Source organism: Paenibacillus sp. FSL R7-0272 (genome assembly GCF_037969905.1).
GTDB lineage: Bacteria > Bacillota > Bacilli > Paenibacillales > Paenibacillaceae > Paenibacillus > Paenibacillus polysaccharolyticus.
The window spans coordinates 414,032-430,686 of the sequence record NZ_CP150221.1 but is presented as its reverse complement, the minus strand read 5'-3'; the positions used below and the strand labels follow the sequence as shown (position 1 = coordinate 430,686).

At 44.4% G+C, this 16,655-nt stretch carries 14 protein-coding genes; 5 read left to right on the top strand and 9 right to left on the bottom strand.

The features are described from left to right. Positions 1-3 precede the first annotated feature (3 nt). The 3 genes from MKY23_RS02030 to MKY23_RS02020 all read right to left on the bottom strand — a co-directional run bounded on the left by MKY23_RS02030 (position 4) and on the right by MKY23_RS02020 (position 3,208). A complete protein-coding gene (locus tag MKY23_RS02030) occupies positions 4-1,902 on the bottom strand; it encodes a sensor histidine kinase (protein WP_339834902.1) in 1,899 nt (632 codons plus the stop codon). A gap of 307 nt (positions 1,903-2,209) precedes the next feature. Then, positions 2,210-2,395: an aspartyl-phosphate phosphatase Spo0E family protein gene (locus tag MKY23_RS02025; RefSeq protein ID WP_221790891.1), complete on the bottom strand. Its 186-nt coding sequence runs from the start codon at positions 2,393-2,395 to the stop codon at positions 2,210-2,212. Between the two features lie 435 nt (positions 2,396-2,830). Further along, on the bottom strand, positions 2,831-3,208 hold the full coding sequence (locus MKY23_RS02020; RefSeq protein ID WP_221790889.1) for an ABC transporter ATP-binding protein: 378 nt from the start codon (positions 3,206-3,208) through the stop codon (positions 2,831-2,833). Positions 3,209-3,923: 715 nt separating this feature from the next. Here MKY23_RS02020 and MKY23_RS02015 point away from each other — a divergent pair. Then, positions 3,924-4,778, top strand: a complete 855-nt coding sequence (locus MKY23_RS02015) for a hypothetical protein (protein WP_221790887.1) — start codon at positions 3,924-3,926, stop codon at positions 4,776-4,778. A gap of 80 nt (positions 4,779-4,858) precedes the next feature. Then, entirely contained in the window at positions 4,859-5,467 is a 609-nt protein-coding gene (locus tag MKY23_RS02010) for a hypothetical protein (protein WP_221790885.1), read from the top strand. Positions 5,468-6,053: 586 nt separating this feature from the next. Here the strand turns inward: MKY23_RS02010 and MKY23_RS02005 are convergent. Both MKY23_RS02005 and MKY23_RS02000 read right to left on the bottom strand, forming a co-directional pair. Further along, positions 6,054-7,448, bottom strand: a complete 1,395-nt coding sequence (locus tag MKY23_RS02005) for a helix-turn-helix transcriptional regulator (protein ID WP_221790883.1) — start codon at positions 7,446-7,448, stop codon at positions 6,054-6,056. A 508-nt stretch (positions 7,449-7,956) separates the two neighbouring features. Further along, a complete protein-coding gene (locus MKY23_RS02000; RefSeq protein ID WP_221790880.1) occupies positions 7,957-8,538 on the bottom strand; it encodes a TetR/AcrR family transcriptional regulator in 582 nt (193 codons plus the stop codon). Between the two features lie 420 nt (positions 8,539-8,958). Between MKY23_RS02000 and MKY23_RS01995 the strand changes: the two genes are divergently transcribed. Beyond that, positions 8,959-10,179 (top strand): MFS transporter, encoded by a 1,221-nt coding sequence (locus MKY23_RS01995; protein ID WP_339834897.1) that lies wholly within the window; start codon positions 8,959-8,961, stop codon positions 10,177-10,179. 296 nt (positions 10,180-10,475) lie between these two features. Here the strand turns inward: MKY23_RS01995 and MKY23_RS01990 are convergent, their stop codons facing one another. After that, positions 10,476-10,886 (bottom strand): DUF2000 family protein, encoded by a 411-nt coding sequence (locus MKY23_RS01990; protein ID WP_311281530.1) that lies wholly within the window; start codon positions 10,884-10,886, stop codon positions 10,476-10,478. Next, positions 10,883-11,446, bottom strand: a complete 564-nt coding sequence (locus MKY23_RS01985) for a hypothetical protein (protein ID WP_339834894.1) — start codon at positions 11,444-11,446, stop codon at positions 10,883-10,885. The genes MKY23_RS01990 and MKY23_RS01985 overlap by 4 nt, the downstream gene beginning before the upstream one ends. A gap of 202 nt (positions 11,447-11,648) precedes the next feature. Here MKY23_RS01985 and MKY23_RS01980 point away from each other — a divergent pair, with 202 nt between their 5' ends. Continuing rightward, on the top strand, positions 11,649-12,890 hold the full coding sequence (locus tag MKY23_RS01980) for an ATP-grasp domain-containing protein (RefSeq protein WP_339834892.1): 1,242 nt from the start codon (positions 11,649-11,651) through the stop codon (positions 12,888-12,890). Positions 12,891-12,974: 84 nt separating this feature from the next. Further along, on the top strand, positions 12,975-14,360 hold the full coding sequence (locus MKY23_RS01975) for an MFS transporter (RefSeq protein WP_339834890.1): 1,386 nt from the start codon (positions 12,975-12,977) through the stop codon (positions 14,358-14,360). Between the two features lie 243 nt (positions 14,361-14,603). On the opposite strand, the gene MKY23_RS01970 is transcribed toward MKY23_RS01975, so the two are convergent. After that, positions 14,604-15,710: a Glu/Leu/Phe/Val dehydrogenase gene (locus MKY23_RS01970; protein WP_339834888.1), complete on the bottom strand. Its 1,107-nt coding sequence runs from the start codon at positions 15,708-15,710 to the stop codon at positions 14,604-14,606. Positions 15,711-15,997: 287 nt separating this feature from the next. Beyond that, positions 15,998-16,633, bottom strand: coding sequence for a sporulation-specific diadenylate cyclase CdaS (cdaS, locus tag MKY23_RS01965; RefSeq protein WP_339834886.1), 636 nt, complete (start codon positions 16,631-16,633; stop codon positions 15,998-16,000). Positions 16,634-16,655: the final 22 nt, after the last annotated feature.

The window sequence follows — 16,655 nt, the reverse complement described above, 5'->3', positions numbered from 1 at the left end:
GTATCAATCCCCTTTCCGTTGAAGGTGAATGGATAAGGTAACAACCAGCCCTTGCCCAGGACTGCCATCCACACTTAGTCCGCTGTCTTTTCCATACACCAGGTGCAGCCTTTGAGCGATATTGTGCAGCCCCAGACTCTCCCCGGCATGACGATGCAGAATGGGATTAGCGGGTGGATGCACGTTTTTTCCAGAAACGGTCTGTCCAGAGATAGAAGCATTTAACCGATCCAGCTCCTCCTGTTCCATTCCTTTGCCGTTGTCCCGGACACTGATGAGCAGTTCCTGATCGAATACAACAGCAGATACCCAGATCATACCTCCCGTGTCGCTGCCTGCTAGCCGTCCTTCGATCCCATGGCAGATCGCATTTTCCACCAGTGGTTGCAGGATCAGCTTGGGAACAAGACAGTCGTTAACCTCTTCCTCCATGTCATAGATAATCTCCAATTCACCGTTGTAACGCACTTGCTGGATTCGTACATAAGAATCGACAAACGCCAGCTCTTCCCGCAACGTCACCATGCGATCTGCCTTATCAATGGTGTATCGCAGTAGTCTGCCAAGCGCTGTCACCATAGCAGACACCTCTGCATGTCTCTGGCGGACAGCCATCATGTTGATCGACTCCAGCGTGTTGTATATAAAATGAGGGTTCATCTGACTCTGCAGTGCCGACAGTTCTGCTTCCCGTTCCTGAATTTCGAGCATATACACCTCATGGAACAGGCGATGGATCTCCTCCATCATGCGGTTAAATCCTCTGCTAATCTGCCCCAGTTCATCACTGCTGTATTGGGTAACCCGCTGGCTGAAATCCCCCTGCTCCACACGAATCATATGATGTTTCAGACGAATAAGCGGACGGGTGACCCTATACGATACCAGTACGGCGAGGATTGCTACAGCCGCCATACAGAGAAGGGCTAGTCCCATCGTAAAGGTCAGCATCTCCCCTGATTCTTTTTGAATGACCGTAATTGGCGTCAGGCCGATCACGGACAACCCCGAATATCCTGAATGATGCCTTACATGGAGGTAGGAACGTCCATCCAGTGCTATCTTCTGATGGTCTGCATAATCCTGAAGCTTTCCATGGGATAACAAAGGAGCATAAGCGGATAACCCGTCTGTTGACGTTTTTTCAAAAATAAGACGTTGCTGGCTGTCTACGATCATCAGGCTTGCTTTTTGCTCAAAATTCAGGTTGGATAATAGCTGCCCAAAGGCCTCCAGCCGGATATCGATCAAAATGTACCCCAGCCGCTGTAGCGTCCCCGGATCACGCAGCTCTCTGCCCACGGTGATGTATTCCGCTTCCTGACCACTTACGTAGTAGCCGGGAATATGCGGAGGAAGCACGTGCCATATGCCTTCTGTGCCTTTCAGTTCAGTAAACCACTGTTCCTGGTTGCCGTCCCAGACGGGTTTGACTGCAAGGGAGTCCAGATTGGAGAACAGAATGCCGCTATTGCTGATCAGATGAATGCCTCGAATCTCTGGCCGATCATAGGCTTGAGCTGACGTATACAGCTTCATTTTCTGATAATCATCCGACTTGGCCCACGTCCCTGAACCCATCGAACCATCGTACTTCCGCAGGATGCCAAGAACGGTCTCGTCATACAGCGGCAAGAGCGACAACCTTTCAAAATCCTTGAGCATCCGGTTCAGATTGGTGTTGATCTGCCGCACCATATCAATCGTGAACTGCTCCGTCTTGCGATCCAGCGTCTGCGAGAAATGAGCGTAGCTCATCACCCCCTGCAAGCTAAGCGGCAAGAGCGTCAATGCCAGAAAAAGCACTAGCAGCTTGGAGCGCAGGTTTATGCTTTTTCGAATCGAGCTGAAACCTATGAAATCCCGAATAGAAAGAAAACCTTTCAGTGTCCTTTCTGTCATTCACTTGTCCCCCTCCTTCGTTTCATTGTATGAACCCTAGCTGTTGTTCGATGAAAAGGTTCATCCCGTTGGAGCAAACAGATGCATCCATTCCGGGTGAATTGAGGTCATCATATCCAGTTTAGAGATGTCGTGACGATCCTGTAAGCTATGGATTTAGTACGGAATTTAAAGAGGAATTGGATGGGATGGAGGGATGTTCTGGGAGTACGTTAGGGGAGGGTGAGTTATCTTTCGGAAAACATTAAAAAGCCGAATGCAATTTAGCAGTCGGCTTCTTTTGGGTCACATTAAAAAACCGACTGCATTAAGCAATCGGTTGTCTCTTCATCATATGTTTATATTGGAATCGATAATATTCATTGATTAGCTCATCCAAAACCATGGACTGTTCGAGGACTTTGTTATCCTGCATGCCATGATTCTCCGCCAACCGACGTAACTTTTGCCTATCCCGTTCAATTCGATCTTTAATCTGCATCGGTTCACCCATAGCATGCACCCCCTCGTTTTACATCATTTTAGGATACATTGCCAAAAAATTCATATTTTTTTCCTTTGCAAAATCAAATGATTGTTTACAAAGGTTTAGTTTCATAAGTTTAGTATTTTTTAAATGCACATTAATCAAAAACACATACAACATATGGATACGCAATCTTATGTTTTGTCCACATATCGTGATCCATCCACATTTCACAGAAACGCCAAGTCAGGATTCACCCCATCACCCATTTTAATAAATGTCTCATATGATCCCTTGATGAATAAAACCCATTGATGTCGAATGCAATTCCTGTCATATCAATCAGATATTTTCTAATTGCCGCAAAGGTGATGCCTGTGGTGATTCGGTGTTAATTGCCTTAAATAATCAAAACAAAAAGAAATAGACCGCCCCAGCTAAGGTATGGTCTATCTCAGCTACCTATGCACAGCCACCACCCTTAGAAGCGGCTGTTGTAAAGAGTAGGGATGTTAGCGCATCCTTGCTCTTTTTTATTATCTTCAATTTAGCACAGTTTGTTGCACAATTTAACTCTTTACTGGTAATTATTGTTGTACAATTTTGAGTAAAAGGCAAGTGGCAAAGCTGGTAGATGATCTCCTTCTCATCAGGAATACCTTGTATTTCTGACGGACGTTTAACCACATTTGCGATCAGATCAAATAATGTCGTTTTGCCAGAACCATTTTTGCCAATGATCATATTCACGGTCTGTTCGGGAAACTCAGCATGTAAATGATCCAGGTTTTTGCGAGAGGCTTTGGGATAAGAAAAGCTCAAATCTTCAATTTTAATCATAGATCCTCCTGCTATGTCCGATGTGTTCTGGATATAACTTTCACAAACTTGAGTGCGATAAGTCCGTAGGTAACATAACAAAGTGTAATGAAGCTTATGTTGATCAGACTCAAATGTGGGAAGGGGCTATCCATAACCAAATATGTTAATTCAGCTACATAGAAATACATAGTAGGTGGCGTTAGGGATGCATACGGTTATGAGATATCACAATATATAATCAAGTAACCAACGGGGCTTTTTTACTCAAGAAAGGCACACTTTATCCTGTTTTAAAACGCTGTAAGCTAACACTTACATTGAAAGGTACTGGAGTGAACGAGAAGGTGGGCCTAGACGAAAATATTAGAGGATAGCAGATGATGGCCAACTTCGACTTAAGCGGTCAAAACCTCATGGGAACAAAATACACATATCATTAATATTTTCTCAGGAGGAACGGAGAATGTACATTCAATCCTATTTAGACCAAGCTTTTAAGAAATCATTTTATTAAGACGCGAGCGTAGCGATTTAGCCAAATTGATTCCTTCAATTTAATACTTAATGTAGAAATAATTACATGTTATAAATTCCATATAAATATATAAAAAGTAAAATAATGTTGAATATTCATATATATTTGTATATATTTGTTTTAGATATCAAAAAAAGGAGGGTAGATTGCTTTAATTTTTTTCACACACTTCATATCAGAAAAGGAGAAATCTTTAATATGTTACTTAAACGAAACTTCTTAAGGTTCATTGCGACATTTCTTGTATTTGTTCTGGTTAGTGTAAGTTTAATCAGCCCATCCTATGCTAAATCTGAGAAAGAATTTGAAATAACCGCGGTAAATGGTGTCGAAGTTTTGGCAAATAACGATCAAGAGATAAGGCTAAAAACTGAAATTGAAGGTTTAGTCGGGATATTGGTTCAAGATAAAGAGACCTTAAAAACTACCTTCTCTACATACGAAAAAGCAGAGACCGCCCCCGTCTCACTGATGTCTATTGAATCAACGGATAGTAAACAAGTAGAGCACTATGAAGTAACAATTGATGACTATTCAACAGAAAATGGCGTAACTGTAACATATGAAGATCAAAAAACAGGACAGACAGCGACTATTAGTAAAGATGATACCATTATCCGACCAATGGTGGTAATATTAGCGCCACTAGTTCAGATCGTGGGTGCTAAACTGATAGAAGCACTCCTTCTTATTGCAGCTGTAGTTATGATCAACAATATTGAATTTGCAAAAACAGATGAAATTGCAATGAATTTGAGAAATAAACGAGAGTACGACCACTACTATGCTAAAATAATGCAAGGCGATGTATGGATTGGGCCTGCAATATCCCTTAGCACAGCGGTTAATAGATTGAAGTCTTTCAATGGTGATAGTGACGTTACTGGAAGAGATGTATGGTCTACGACCTTATCTGGAGCAGCTAAAGTTGCTCAGCGAGCAGGCGGTGGAAAAGAGCCAGTAGGACCTGAAATTAGTAAACCTGGTCTCGGTTTCGGTTACTATTATCATTACCATATTTGGGATAGATCTGGTGGCCATTCTTTCTTTTAATAGTTATGTAAACGTAGAAGCAGTCTTAAGACTGCTTCTACGTTTACATTCACGAATCTTATTTCATGAGGTGATCTTTAATGAAAAATGCAAAAGAGCTATATTTCATTCTAACTAGTTATCTTGACGATTTCGCTCTATCATGCAGTGAGAAAGAACTAACTCATTTAAAGACTGATCTTAGTAAATGTAGAGAAAAAGAAGACCAAATCACCTGTAACAGCATCCAAGGTAGGGTAGACAAAATACGTAAATCATATAAAAACATTGCTACTTTTTTTACTTCCTCCAACAATCAGTACATGGACAACTTGATGCCTGAGCTACTAGATGTTGGTGATATTAGATATTGTATTTCCATTGAAAAAAAGTATATTAACACTCTAGATAAACTCTATCAAACCGTAATGAGCTTTTTTTCAAACGGTTCCACATCAGAAATAAATAAAGCCGAAAAAATGTCACTGGTTGTTTTCAAACAAATTTTGAACTCCGTTTTAATTATTATAGACAATATTATAAGTAGTTCAGGATCAACTCCAACAAAAGGCGAAGTAGAAAGATTTATTAATAGTATCTTGGATGCAGAAAAGGAATATCCATCATATCATTTAGAAGACTATAAAAAGGAAGTTCTATTAGATAAGTATCTTAATCTGCTGAATGAATTGGATAATCAAACAACTTGAGTCAACCGATAGTTGTATATGATGTAAAATTCGAGATTTACTTTTATCTCATGCATTAAATGTCAAGTGAAGCCCGCAGGAAGGCGCCAACCTAATAAAGGGGGAAGTTGTAATCATTAAAACGATATAATTTCAATGCATTTTCTGCATAATTACACATGAGGTTGAATAAAAAATAAGCCACTTGTAATTATAAGAGCTGGCTTTTTTTTCCATTCATATATCTATTTTCACTTTTTTTGGAATTATTATATCTATCCACAATGTAAGCTTAATTTGAGATTTCACTCTCAGATGTACCTCAATATGTACTATTACTGTACAAACCCTTTCCACTGTCTTATGTCCACTAATCGAATAACTTATGATTTAATCAAATATACAATAAATATATTTATTTTTAGTTTTACATCGGTCACTCATTATAACAATCCAAATAGGCGCGCTATACCCTATTAAATATAGTACGCCCAATAGTTATAATAAATTATCTACCATTTTCTAATATCCGCCTGCACCATGATTGAGAAGCAAGTTGATAATTTGGTCTATACTATCTGTAATACTCGATAACATAATGAACGAACTAAACAGCGTCAATGCCAACGTTACTTTTCTTCTCATATCGACTATAAACCTCCTTAATAATACTTTTATATTGTGACTTAATTGATTTAGGGGCCTGGATTCTGTGTTCTTCGAACAAACTTACACAATAAATTATAGTAGAGTCATCATTAATTTTGAGAGCATAGCTTAGGCAGGTTAGTAAATCTCTGAATCCTTCATGATATCTTTCTTTGGACAACTGATAAAATGCTAATTCAGCCCAAAATTTAGTATATCTATCATCTTTTATCTGAATAGTGTAGCTACTCTGGTAATCATGATCATTAGCTAACATATGAATGAATAATTCAAACCTTTTTAGAACCTTGTCTACATTTAGCTGATATATATTAGCCGCTTCCATAACTTTGACAAGTCCAAGAAGGGTCTCATTTTCGTTTTCTTCTATAAAATCAATATAAGAGTAAAGTGAATCGTAATCGCCCGTCATTAATTTATATAAATAGGTATTCACTTCTGCCCATTCATTAAATCGTTTAATAAAAAGCTGATCTTCTGAAGTAGAATTTTCGATAACTATGTTAGCATAGAGGGAAGTATACTCTAGTGCCTTTTTGTACTCTTTACGTTCGCCCCATACTGTTGCAATTAATAAGTAAGCATAAAATTTATAAGTAAACAATGGGTGCTTAGAGATTCGATTAATCTCTGCTTCTCTTTTTTTACTTTTGAATTGTTCTAGACATTTGACCCGTTCCAACAGCTCATCAGCTAACTGGTATACTTTGTCCCAGTGACATAACCCATTGTAAGTATTAGCTAGCTCCCTTATCGCATCCAGTTGCCTCTCCTCATCTAGCCGATTAATATAAGGCTCAAAGTGCACGGCGGCACGGAGGTTATCGTGTTGATTCTGGCCTAGCGAGAGGGTGAAGATACGATACTGGCAGAGGGCCAAGCGCTCGGAATGCTGGTATTTCTCGCACTCGGCTACACATTCATATAACATACGGGCAGCTTGTTGCTGACCGCGCTCCAGCATACCTTCGGCCATCTCGAACAGTTCCGAGATATAGGAACGATCATCCGTTACTTGTTGAATCACCCGCTGGATGCAGTCCAGCTTGTCCAATTCCGCACAGCGTTGCAGGAAGGGCTCAAGCCTTCGCCAGTGTGGAGCCGACTCTACGAAGCACTCCCCACCATACGTCTCGTAGAAATAGCCTTCCTCCAGATTCATGCCCTGGGTAATCAGATCAAGCTGCGCCATGGCGATGGGGCGTGTTCCCTTAATAATGGCGCTAAGCGTTCCAGCGTTCACTCCCGATATATCTGCAAAATATTGAAGGGTATATCCCTGTTTCCTGATGTAATCCTCAATCGTTGAGCGTATCGTAGTTGCAGGTTCCATGTATCCCACCTCCACAATTAAAATCCAGAAATTTGAATTTATATGATTAGACCAATTTTAATCCTAAATTTTACAGTGGTCAATAACAATCGTGGCAATAAATTTACATTTTTATGCAAGCACAAGAACTTCTACATCTCCAGCTTGCCTTCGCCTCGAATTGCTTATAGAAAAAATCCATTAGAAGAATGGACAGGAACATGATACAGTTATTCCAACTTCAATATCCTACTATTTCCATAGGATTATACAACACGGACAGACACGAACTGCCAAGTTCAGTGTGGAATGATCCCCCAATATTAAACAAGCACGAAACTCCCTTCGTCCCCAAACCAACGGACACATGGCCCTCTGCCATCTCCCCGATCTTCCAGGTATAGACTTCGTTTGGCTACGCAGTAACCGTATCCCCGGGTAATTCGGTCTTTCTCCGAATTGCCCTTTCCCTTTTCCTTTTCTTCTCTTCTTCTCTTCCTTCACTATCACATGCTGCTATCACTTATTGCTATGCCTCAGACCCGATGCCTTTGAATACCGTGCCTAGCAGCAACTCCACAAACGTATCATCCATCGGCTCGCCCGTGACCAGCATCCGGTAAAATACAGGCCCGTAGATCATGTCGATATACAGCCCAATGTCCAGTCCCTGCTTCAATTCGCCACGTTCCACGCCTTTCTCCAGAATGCCCCATGCTTCACGGCGGCGCGGCTGAATATATCTGCTACGGTATTCTTCCGCAAGGGCGGGATCAGACTGCCCTTCTCCGATGATCTGTGTAATGACTTTCCCTTCGGCACTTGTCAAAAATTGAACCAGGTTCCCTGCATGAGCACGCACATCCTCATATACAGACCCCGTATCCGGCACAGGCAACCTGGCCGTTAACGCCGACATGTACCCGTCAAGCATGACAGCACCTTTACTCGGCCACCATTTGTAGATGGTGGCTTTGCTTACCTGTGCACGTTCGGCAATCTTTTCAATCGTCACCGCGGCGAACCCATCCTCCAGCAGCAGTTCATAGGCTGCAGCAAGAATGGCATTCTGGGTTTCCATGTTGCGGGGACGTCCTCTTTTTGCAGTCATTGCTGACCCTCCATTGTAATCATCTATATAAGCTGAACCAAAGTATTTACACAACCACTTCAATGACAGAATAACCTTTCAATCGCTGTTATCCCCAGATTTTTTCTGTCCTCTCCGTTATCTGTGTAAAAATAGTTCAGCTAAAATAGCTAAAAAAATAAAATCAACAAAACGATACGTTCATTATACTAAAATGCAGCGTCAATATACATTTTTAAGCTCACAGCAATGTCATTATATTTCCGTCATCTTTATGTAAAATTACTATGTTCTGTAACTACCTATTTACAATACTAAACGTATCGTATATTATTTAGGTGTAATTAGTAAACGTAACGTTCATTAATTAAACCTACACATCTTTCATAGTGAAAATGGCAATTGAATTACCATCATACACTTTTATTGGAGGTTGATCTTATGGATACCACACAGAAACAAAGTACTAACCAGACTCAGACGACCGTGCCTGCCTGGATTATTTTCCTGCTTGCCGCTTCCTGCGGTCTGATCGTAGCCAACCTGTATTATGCTCAGACCGTTCTTGGGCCGATCAGCAGCACTACAGGTCTGTCGTCTGCCGCAGCTGGATTAATCGTAACATTGACACAGATCGGATATGTCATTGGTCTGCTGTTCATCGTTCCGCTCAGTGACATTATTGAAAATCGCCGTTTAATGGTTCTGTTTCTCATTGTACTTGTGGTAGCGCTGATCACCGCCACCTTCTCCACCAGTGCTTTCCTCTTTCTGACGGCTTCACTGCTCATCGGCATCGGTTCTGTCGTTGCGCAAATACTGGTGCCGTACGCTACTTATCTGACTTCGGAAGAGCAGCGCGGACAGGTGGTCGGCAATGTGATGAGCGGTCTGCTGCTCGGCATTATGCTTGCACGCCCTGTCGCCAGCTTTATCACCAGCGTGTTCGGCTGGCAAGCGGTCTTTGCATTCTCGGCCGTGGTGATCGCGTTGCTCATGCTGCTACTGTCACGGGCACTTCCAGCCCGTCGGCCTGATCCCAACCTGACTTATGGACAATTGATTATCTCCCTTGGTACACTGCTTCGAACCCTGCCGATGTTACGGCGGCGCGCGTTCTATCAGGCCAGCTTGTTCGGCGCATTCAGCCTGTTCTGGACGACGGTGCCTCTCCGGCTCGCAAACGACTTTGGCTTGTCGCAGCAAGGCATCGCCTGGTTTGCTCTCGCTGGGGTAGGCGGCGCCATTGCCGCTCCGATTGCCGGAAGATGGGCAGACCGCGGTTTTACCCGAGTACTCACCGGAGCCGCTATGGTCATTGCCGCAGCCTCCTTTGGTCTGGCATATCTGTTCCAGAGTCACTCCACATCGGCCTTAATCCTGCTGGTCGTGGTAGCCATTACGCTGGATATGGCTGTTTCCGGTAATCTGGTGCTGGGTCAGCGCATCATCTACTCCCTTGGCAACGAGGCAAGAGGACGTGTGAACGGCTTGTTTATGTCGATCTTTTTCATCGGTGGTGCCATCGGTTCTTCAGTCGGAAGCTGGTCATATGCCCATGGCGGATGGAGTCTCACAACGCTGATTGGTCTGATCATGCCACTGCTCGCGCTACTATACTATTTCACAGAGAAAAAGGTTACAGCCGTGAGCGGCACATAACCTGTATCTTATCTGTACTTGCACCTGCATCTTCATCACCATATACAGAGCATTCATCTAAAAATTTCTCTTGTACAAAATAAGGGCAGAGGCCATCCATGGATCGCTTCTGCCCTTATTTTTATGTTCGTAGCCCTTATGTTTCGTGCCCCGTGCGGACAAATCGTTCTGTCCTGCGCTATTCTCCGCTCTGTTCCATTCCGTTCCAGCCAAGCGCAACAACCTCAATGCTGCAACTGTACCCCTGCTGTACTTAATTTAAAGCATATCCCCAAACCTGCCTTATTTTCACGGCACTATTTCATCACACTGAACTTCTTGGTCGTCGCGCGAACGGACTCGTCTTCACCCCATACAATGACACCTACGACTTTGGTCGCCTCCAATGTCATCGATGCAATTTCACTTGCATATTGTTCAAAAGCGTTATTCAGCGACTGTCCTGTCTGTGTAAAAACAAGATGTTTCAATCCGTCCTGATTCTCCGCACAGGATTTAGCCAGATTGATCAGTTGATTCTCCCCCGCCTTCAGAATAACGGTGCTATAGCGGATGCCTGCATGCTGAATGCCGCTCTGATCCCGTACAGGCTGATCGGCATATAACTCCGGTTCGTTGAGAGCAGCTTGTCCCATAAGCAGCGCTGCCACATTGGCCGCGGCTCCTTGCTCCAGATTTTTATCCAGTATAATTGCAATTCTCTTCATACGAGTGCATTCACCCTCTGTGGTTTTTTCGTAAAACATACCCATGGCATTTGAATGCCTTCACGCAGCACTTTATACGTTACCAGTCCGTAATGATCCGCACAGAGCTGGTTCGTGAGCGCAATGGAGGTCTCTGTATTCAGCATAACCTTCCTGCAGGCCTCCGGGTTGGATGATACTGTGCTGTTCTCTCTATAGGCAATATTCAGTTCAGATAACAAGTATGTAGTTGCCGGATGATGAAAAATCGTATCAATCTGCTCTGGACAAGCGGCGTGGAAGCCGGACAACACCAGTGCAGGGATCTTCTCTACAAAACTTTCGGACACGACCAGATCTGAATCCATAATGAAACTGTTCAGCTTGGGATACGCTCCAGGCACCAGCAGGCAGGAAATTTCACCGGATTTCAGGTCTTCTGCAGCCGCTTCGAATTCGGGGTATGGCTTAATCATATCAGAATTATCCATTTTTTTCGCAATATGCATGCTGCAAGTCAAGAATCCTTCATCGTCACCCAATGTGCCCAGTATGGCATATTTCTCTTTACTTATATCCATTTATATCCATTACCTCCCATTTATTTTCCAATTTGGTACGATACTATACCAAAAAATTCCTGCTGTCAATTAACACTTCAACGCAACAAAAATATGTACAATCGCGCATAAAATTTTACAAATAATGTATTGAAACCTGAAAATAATGAGCTATAATGTTGTGAAAACCATTCATTATTTCAAATTTTATCCAGGAGGACATATGAAAACGATCGTATACATATCTGATTTCAGGCTTCCCTTTGGTTTAAACTTCGTGAAACCCTTGACCAAATATACAGACTGCCGAAAGATTCTGATTATTGAACGCCATCAATTACATCATCCCGAACGGCTTGAAGCTTATTTTGATGAGATTAGATACGTTGATCATCTCGAATCTGTGGACGCCATCCGCGCACATATCCAGCACATTCTGCAATCTCACTCCATCATTGCTCTGTTAACTCCGGGTGAGAATGCCATTGAGATCGGCGGACAACTCCGTTCCGAGTTCGGCATTCCGGGCATGCAGCGCAATCAGGCCGAGGCGGTTCGGAACAAATGGATTATGAAACAAATGTTGCATCAGCGCGGAATCCGCACGTCCAGAACGGCCATTGCACTCCAGCAACAAGACTATCTTCATTTCTCCGCTACGTATGGGTTCCCCGTCATTGTGAAGCCGCTCAGCGGTTACGGCAGTATCAACACGTTCAAATTGTCCAGCATGGAAGAACTGTTACATTATCTTCAATACACAAGACAAGAACAGCAACGAGATTTACTGGAAGAATTCATTCATGGCACAGAGTTCCACTGTGACTCCATTGTGTGCAAAGGAGAAGTGGTGTTTGCCTCCGTTTCCCAATATCTCTACAACTGTCTGGATATCGCAACGCAGCAGAAACCCCCGGCTAGCATTACCTTCCCCGAAGGAACAGAAGCGGATTTTATCCAGCATATCCAGGACATCAATAGACAAGTTATTGCCGCGCTTGGCATCAATCAATCGGTGACCCATGCGGAGCTGTTTCTCACGCCGGAAGGCGAAGTGGTTTTCGGAGAGATTGGAGCCAGAATCGGGGGTTCACATGTGATGCCGCCTTGCATCAAGAACACGCATGGTGTGGACTTTTTCGAAGCAGTGACGGATCTGGAACTCGGTACATATACCTTCATGCAGCAGGAAACCAGCAACAAATTCACGGGTATGATCTGCTTCCCCTCCCGCGCAGGAGTGATCCAGCACATCTCGGGGAGAGACGATTATAAGGATGTTCCGGGCATCATTGAATTTAACGTCTCCTATGAAGTGGGGCAGCACGCCGGGGCTGTAAACGACACGATGACCCGCTCAGGGTTCGCTATTGTGGAAGGTGATTCGTTTGAGGAATTACGTCAGACGTTACTGGAGATGTATGATCGATTTGTCATTGAGGTGGCGGTTCCCGAAAACGTATAAGATCATCAATACGCAATAGAGATCGAGCTTAACGTAGTGGTTTTTTTACTGGGACTGTGTTTTTCTTGGGGAGGTTTGAAACGATTGTCTTTATTCAAAACATACGCGGGACTCAGCCGCGGCATCTATTATCTCTGCTTAGCCAGAACCATTAACAGCACGGGGGATTTTATTTTCTCCCTGATCACCTTGGTGCTTACGCTGCAGATGGGCATGAGTGTGGTTAGTGCGGGAATTTTTGTATCCATGGCGGCTCTGATTAGCGGCCCCGGTGTACTGCTTGGCGGTTATTTAAGTGATCTGATTGGCAAAAAAACGATCATTGTCTCCGGGCAGATTTTGTCTGCCCTTATGATCATAAGCTGCTCCTTCTGGTCAGGCACGATGACCATCGGTTATCTTCTGATTGCGGTCATGTTCTTCATCAGTATTACACGCCCGGCGTATAACGTCTTAATTATTGAATTATGTCCAGAGGAGAAGGAGCGGAAGTCAGCCTTTTCCCTGATGTATCTCGGAGCCAATCTCGGTATCGCGCTTGGGCCGTTGATTGCCGGTTTTTTTATTAAAGATTACGTGCACATCGTCTTTCTGAGTATCGGTACCGTATTTCTGATCTCTACCTTCATCATTTGGAAAAAGGTTTATATTGGTTCGAGCGATCAAGCAACGCAAACCATTGCCAGGGAACCTGCAAAGCATACAAAGCAATCACAGGGAGAACAACAGCCACATGGAAGGCAACAACACCAAGAACACCAGCAGCCGGGACAACAACATAAACAAGGTCGCTCTCCATCCAGGCAGCAACAAGGATCAGAATCTTTGCCTTCGCCATTGTTCCCTATGTTGCTGAAGAATCCACTTGTTGTTTTTTTCATCGTGGTATCTTTTCTTAACTATTTTATTTACATGCAATACTCGTTCAGCCTGCCCTTGCAGATGAATCAGACGTTCGGTGAACATGGAGCAGCTTACTACGGCTCAGTCATGACCATTAATGCAATCAGTGTCATTCTTCTCACTACACTGGTACTATCCGCGACCCGTAACTTCACGGCTCTAAACTCCATCGCGGCAGGCGCTCTCTTCTATGGCATCGGATTTGGTGCGCTATACCTGCTCGGGGATTGGCCTCAATTTGCTATCGTTGTGGTATCTACGGTGCTCTGGACGATTGGAGAGATTCTGGTGCAGACCAATATCAATCTGTATATTGCATCCCGCGTACCCGACAGCCATCAGGGGAGATTTAACGGCTTGCTGTTGTTTGTCGGTTGTCTGGGCTATACCCTTAGCCCTTATCTGACGGGCCTGTTCATTCGAAGTGTGGATATGAAGAGTGTATGGATCATTATTCTGGGGATCAGCCTGTTCTATGCCGTGTGTATGGTTCTTCTCTGGTACATTGAAAAAAACGCCACAAATAACCGTGGAATCGAATCACCTGATTACTCGAAAAGCGTCTAAGTCCAAGCCTCGGTTTATAAGAACCTCTGCTTAAGTTTAAGCTAAAACGAAAACGAGCAATCACACCCAAAAAGGGACAATACTGAATAGGGTCTGCACGAAAAATCTCCAAAAATGCGTTTTTTCGGAGGTTACTACGTTCGTTTGACCAAACCTTCAGGATTGTCCCTTTAGTTCATCTGCTCGTCTTACCTATCGTCTTACACGTTGTCTTACATGAGTCCAGCTCTCGGCTGGTAGCGTTTATTTCCGCAGTCTGCGTGCACTTAATGCGTGATGACCATTTTGCAAAAAGGTGCTACGCGTGTTCTTCATCATCTCGATCCGTTGCTCGGCAAGACGGTCTGCCGCCACATAGGTCGCGATGCCTTCGGTGCGGGAGCTTTCGAAAATTTTCTCCAGCGTCGTGTAAATCTCTCCGATCTTCGCCCATGCTCGATCTTCATGATATCCGTTCAGCTCATCCGAAATGTTGATTACACCGCCTGCATTAATGACATAATCCGGTGCGTACACGATGCCTCGCTGATACAGTTCATCCCCATGGCGTGGCTCCAGCAGCTGATTGTTCGCACAACCTGCAATCACTTTGGCTTTTAGGGTCTTGAGTGTATCGTCATTAATTGTGCCGCCGAGCGCACATGGCGCATAGATATCACATTCCACACTGGTAATGTCCGCCGGATCAACCGCCTTGGCGCCAAAACGTTCCACCGCCAGCTTCACAGAATCCTTATGGATATCCGTTACGATAAGATGTGCACCTTCCTCATACAGATACTTGCATAGATGCATGGCTACGTTGCCTACACCTTGAACGGCGATTGTTTTACCTTCCAGCAGATCGGTGCCGAACGCTTCCTTCGCAGCAGCCTTGATGCCGCGATACACCCCCCAAGCGGTTGCAGGGGAAGGGTTGCCAGACGAGCCATAGCTAGCCGAGATCCCTGTGACATAATCGGTCTCCTGATAGATCAGATTCATGTCTTCTTCCGTCGTTCCCACATCCTCGGCGGTGATGTAACGACCGTTTAACCCTTGAATATAGCGGCCGAAGACGCGGAACATCGCTTCATTTTTGTCACGACGCGGATCTCCGATAATTACCGTTTTGCCTCCGCCCAGATTAAGACCGGATACTGCATTTTTATATGTCATGCCCCGAGCGAGACGCAGTGCATCTTCAATGGCTGCTTCCTCTGAAGCGTATGTCCACATCCGTGTACCGCCGAGCGCAGGCCCAAGTGTTGTATCGTGTATGGCAATAATGGCCTTCAAGCCCGAAGTTCGATCCTGGCACAGGACCAGTTCCTCATAATCATGTTGCTCCATTGCTTCAAACCAACTCATGTGCTAACCGTCTCCTCTAACCATTTTTGCGATAAATCGCAGCGTTGAATTCTAGCGTTCCTATTTACGCTCCACCCTCTATTGTACCCATATCCACCCAGTTTGTGCAAAACGGAAACCTCTCACATAGCAAAAAGAGGCTCCGCCTGTCACCCTGTGACTGGTTAGCCTCTCCAATAATTCGCTCTGGAAGCATAGGCAGGTCGATACGCTCATGTACTCATATGCTCACGATTATGTACCTATGTACCCTCGCCATCTCACCATATCGCTATCTGCTATATCCTCTAGGTCAGCGTTTCAACCACATTAATCGGATGCAACGCCCCGTCCACCGCAAAAGAAGCCTGTCCCGTCTCTTCCGAGACTACCAGCACCACCGCATCGGTCAGCTCGCTTAATCCAAGTGCCGCCCGGTGGCGTGTGCCCAACTTACGTTCGTGGGCTTCGGCTTGGGATAACGGCAACACATTGCCAGCAGATACAATCTGGTTGCCACGAATCAGCACAGCTCCATCATGCAATGGCGCACCAGGGATGAAGAGCGATTCGAGCAACGCGTGAGTTACTTTGGCATCCACCGCTACACCGGAATGAATCATCGTCTCCAGCGGAACCTCCCGTTCAATCACAATCAGCGCTCCGTACCTGCGGTCGGATAGATGCTGCACACTGGACGTCAGTTCTGCAAACTTCTCGGTAAACGGGGACAAATAACAGTCGAGATAAAAAGAAGAAGCGAGCACTTCAATGTGTTTGATCTCGGCACGAATCTCCGCAAACTGTCCCAGCAAACAGACGCTGTCATGATCAAAACGCGATAACGTCACATTCATTCGTTCCGCTACGCGGTACAGGTCAGCCTTTAACTTTTGCCGCATCAGGGAACTGTCACAGTCTGCTTGTCCGATGTGCTGATTCATCTTGTGCCGCCTCCCTCTTTGG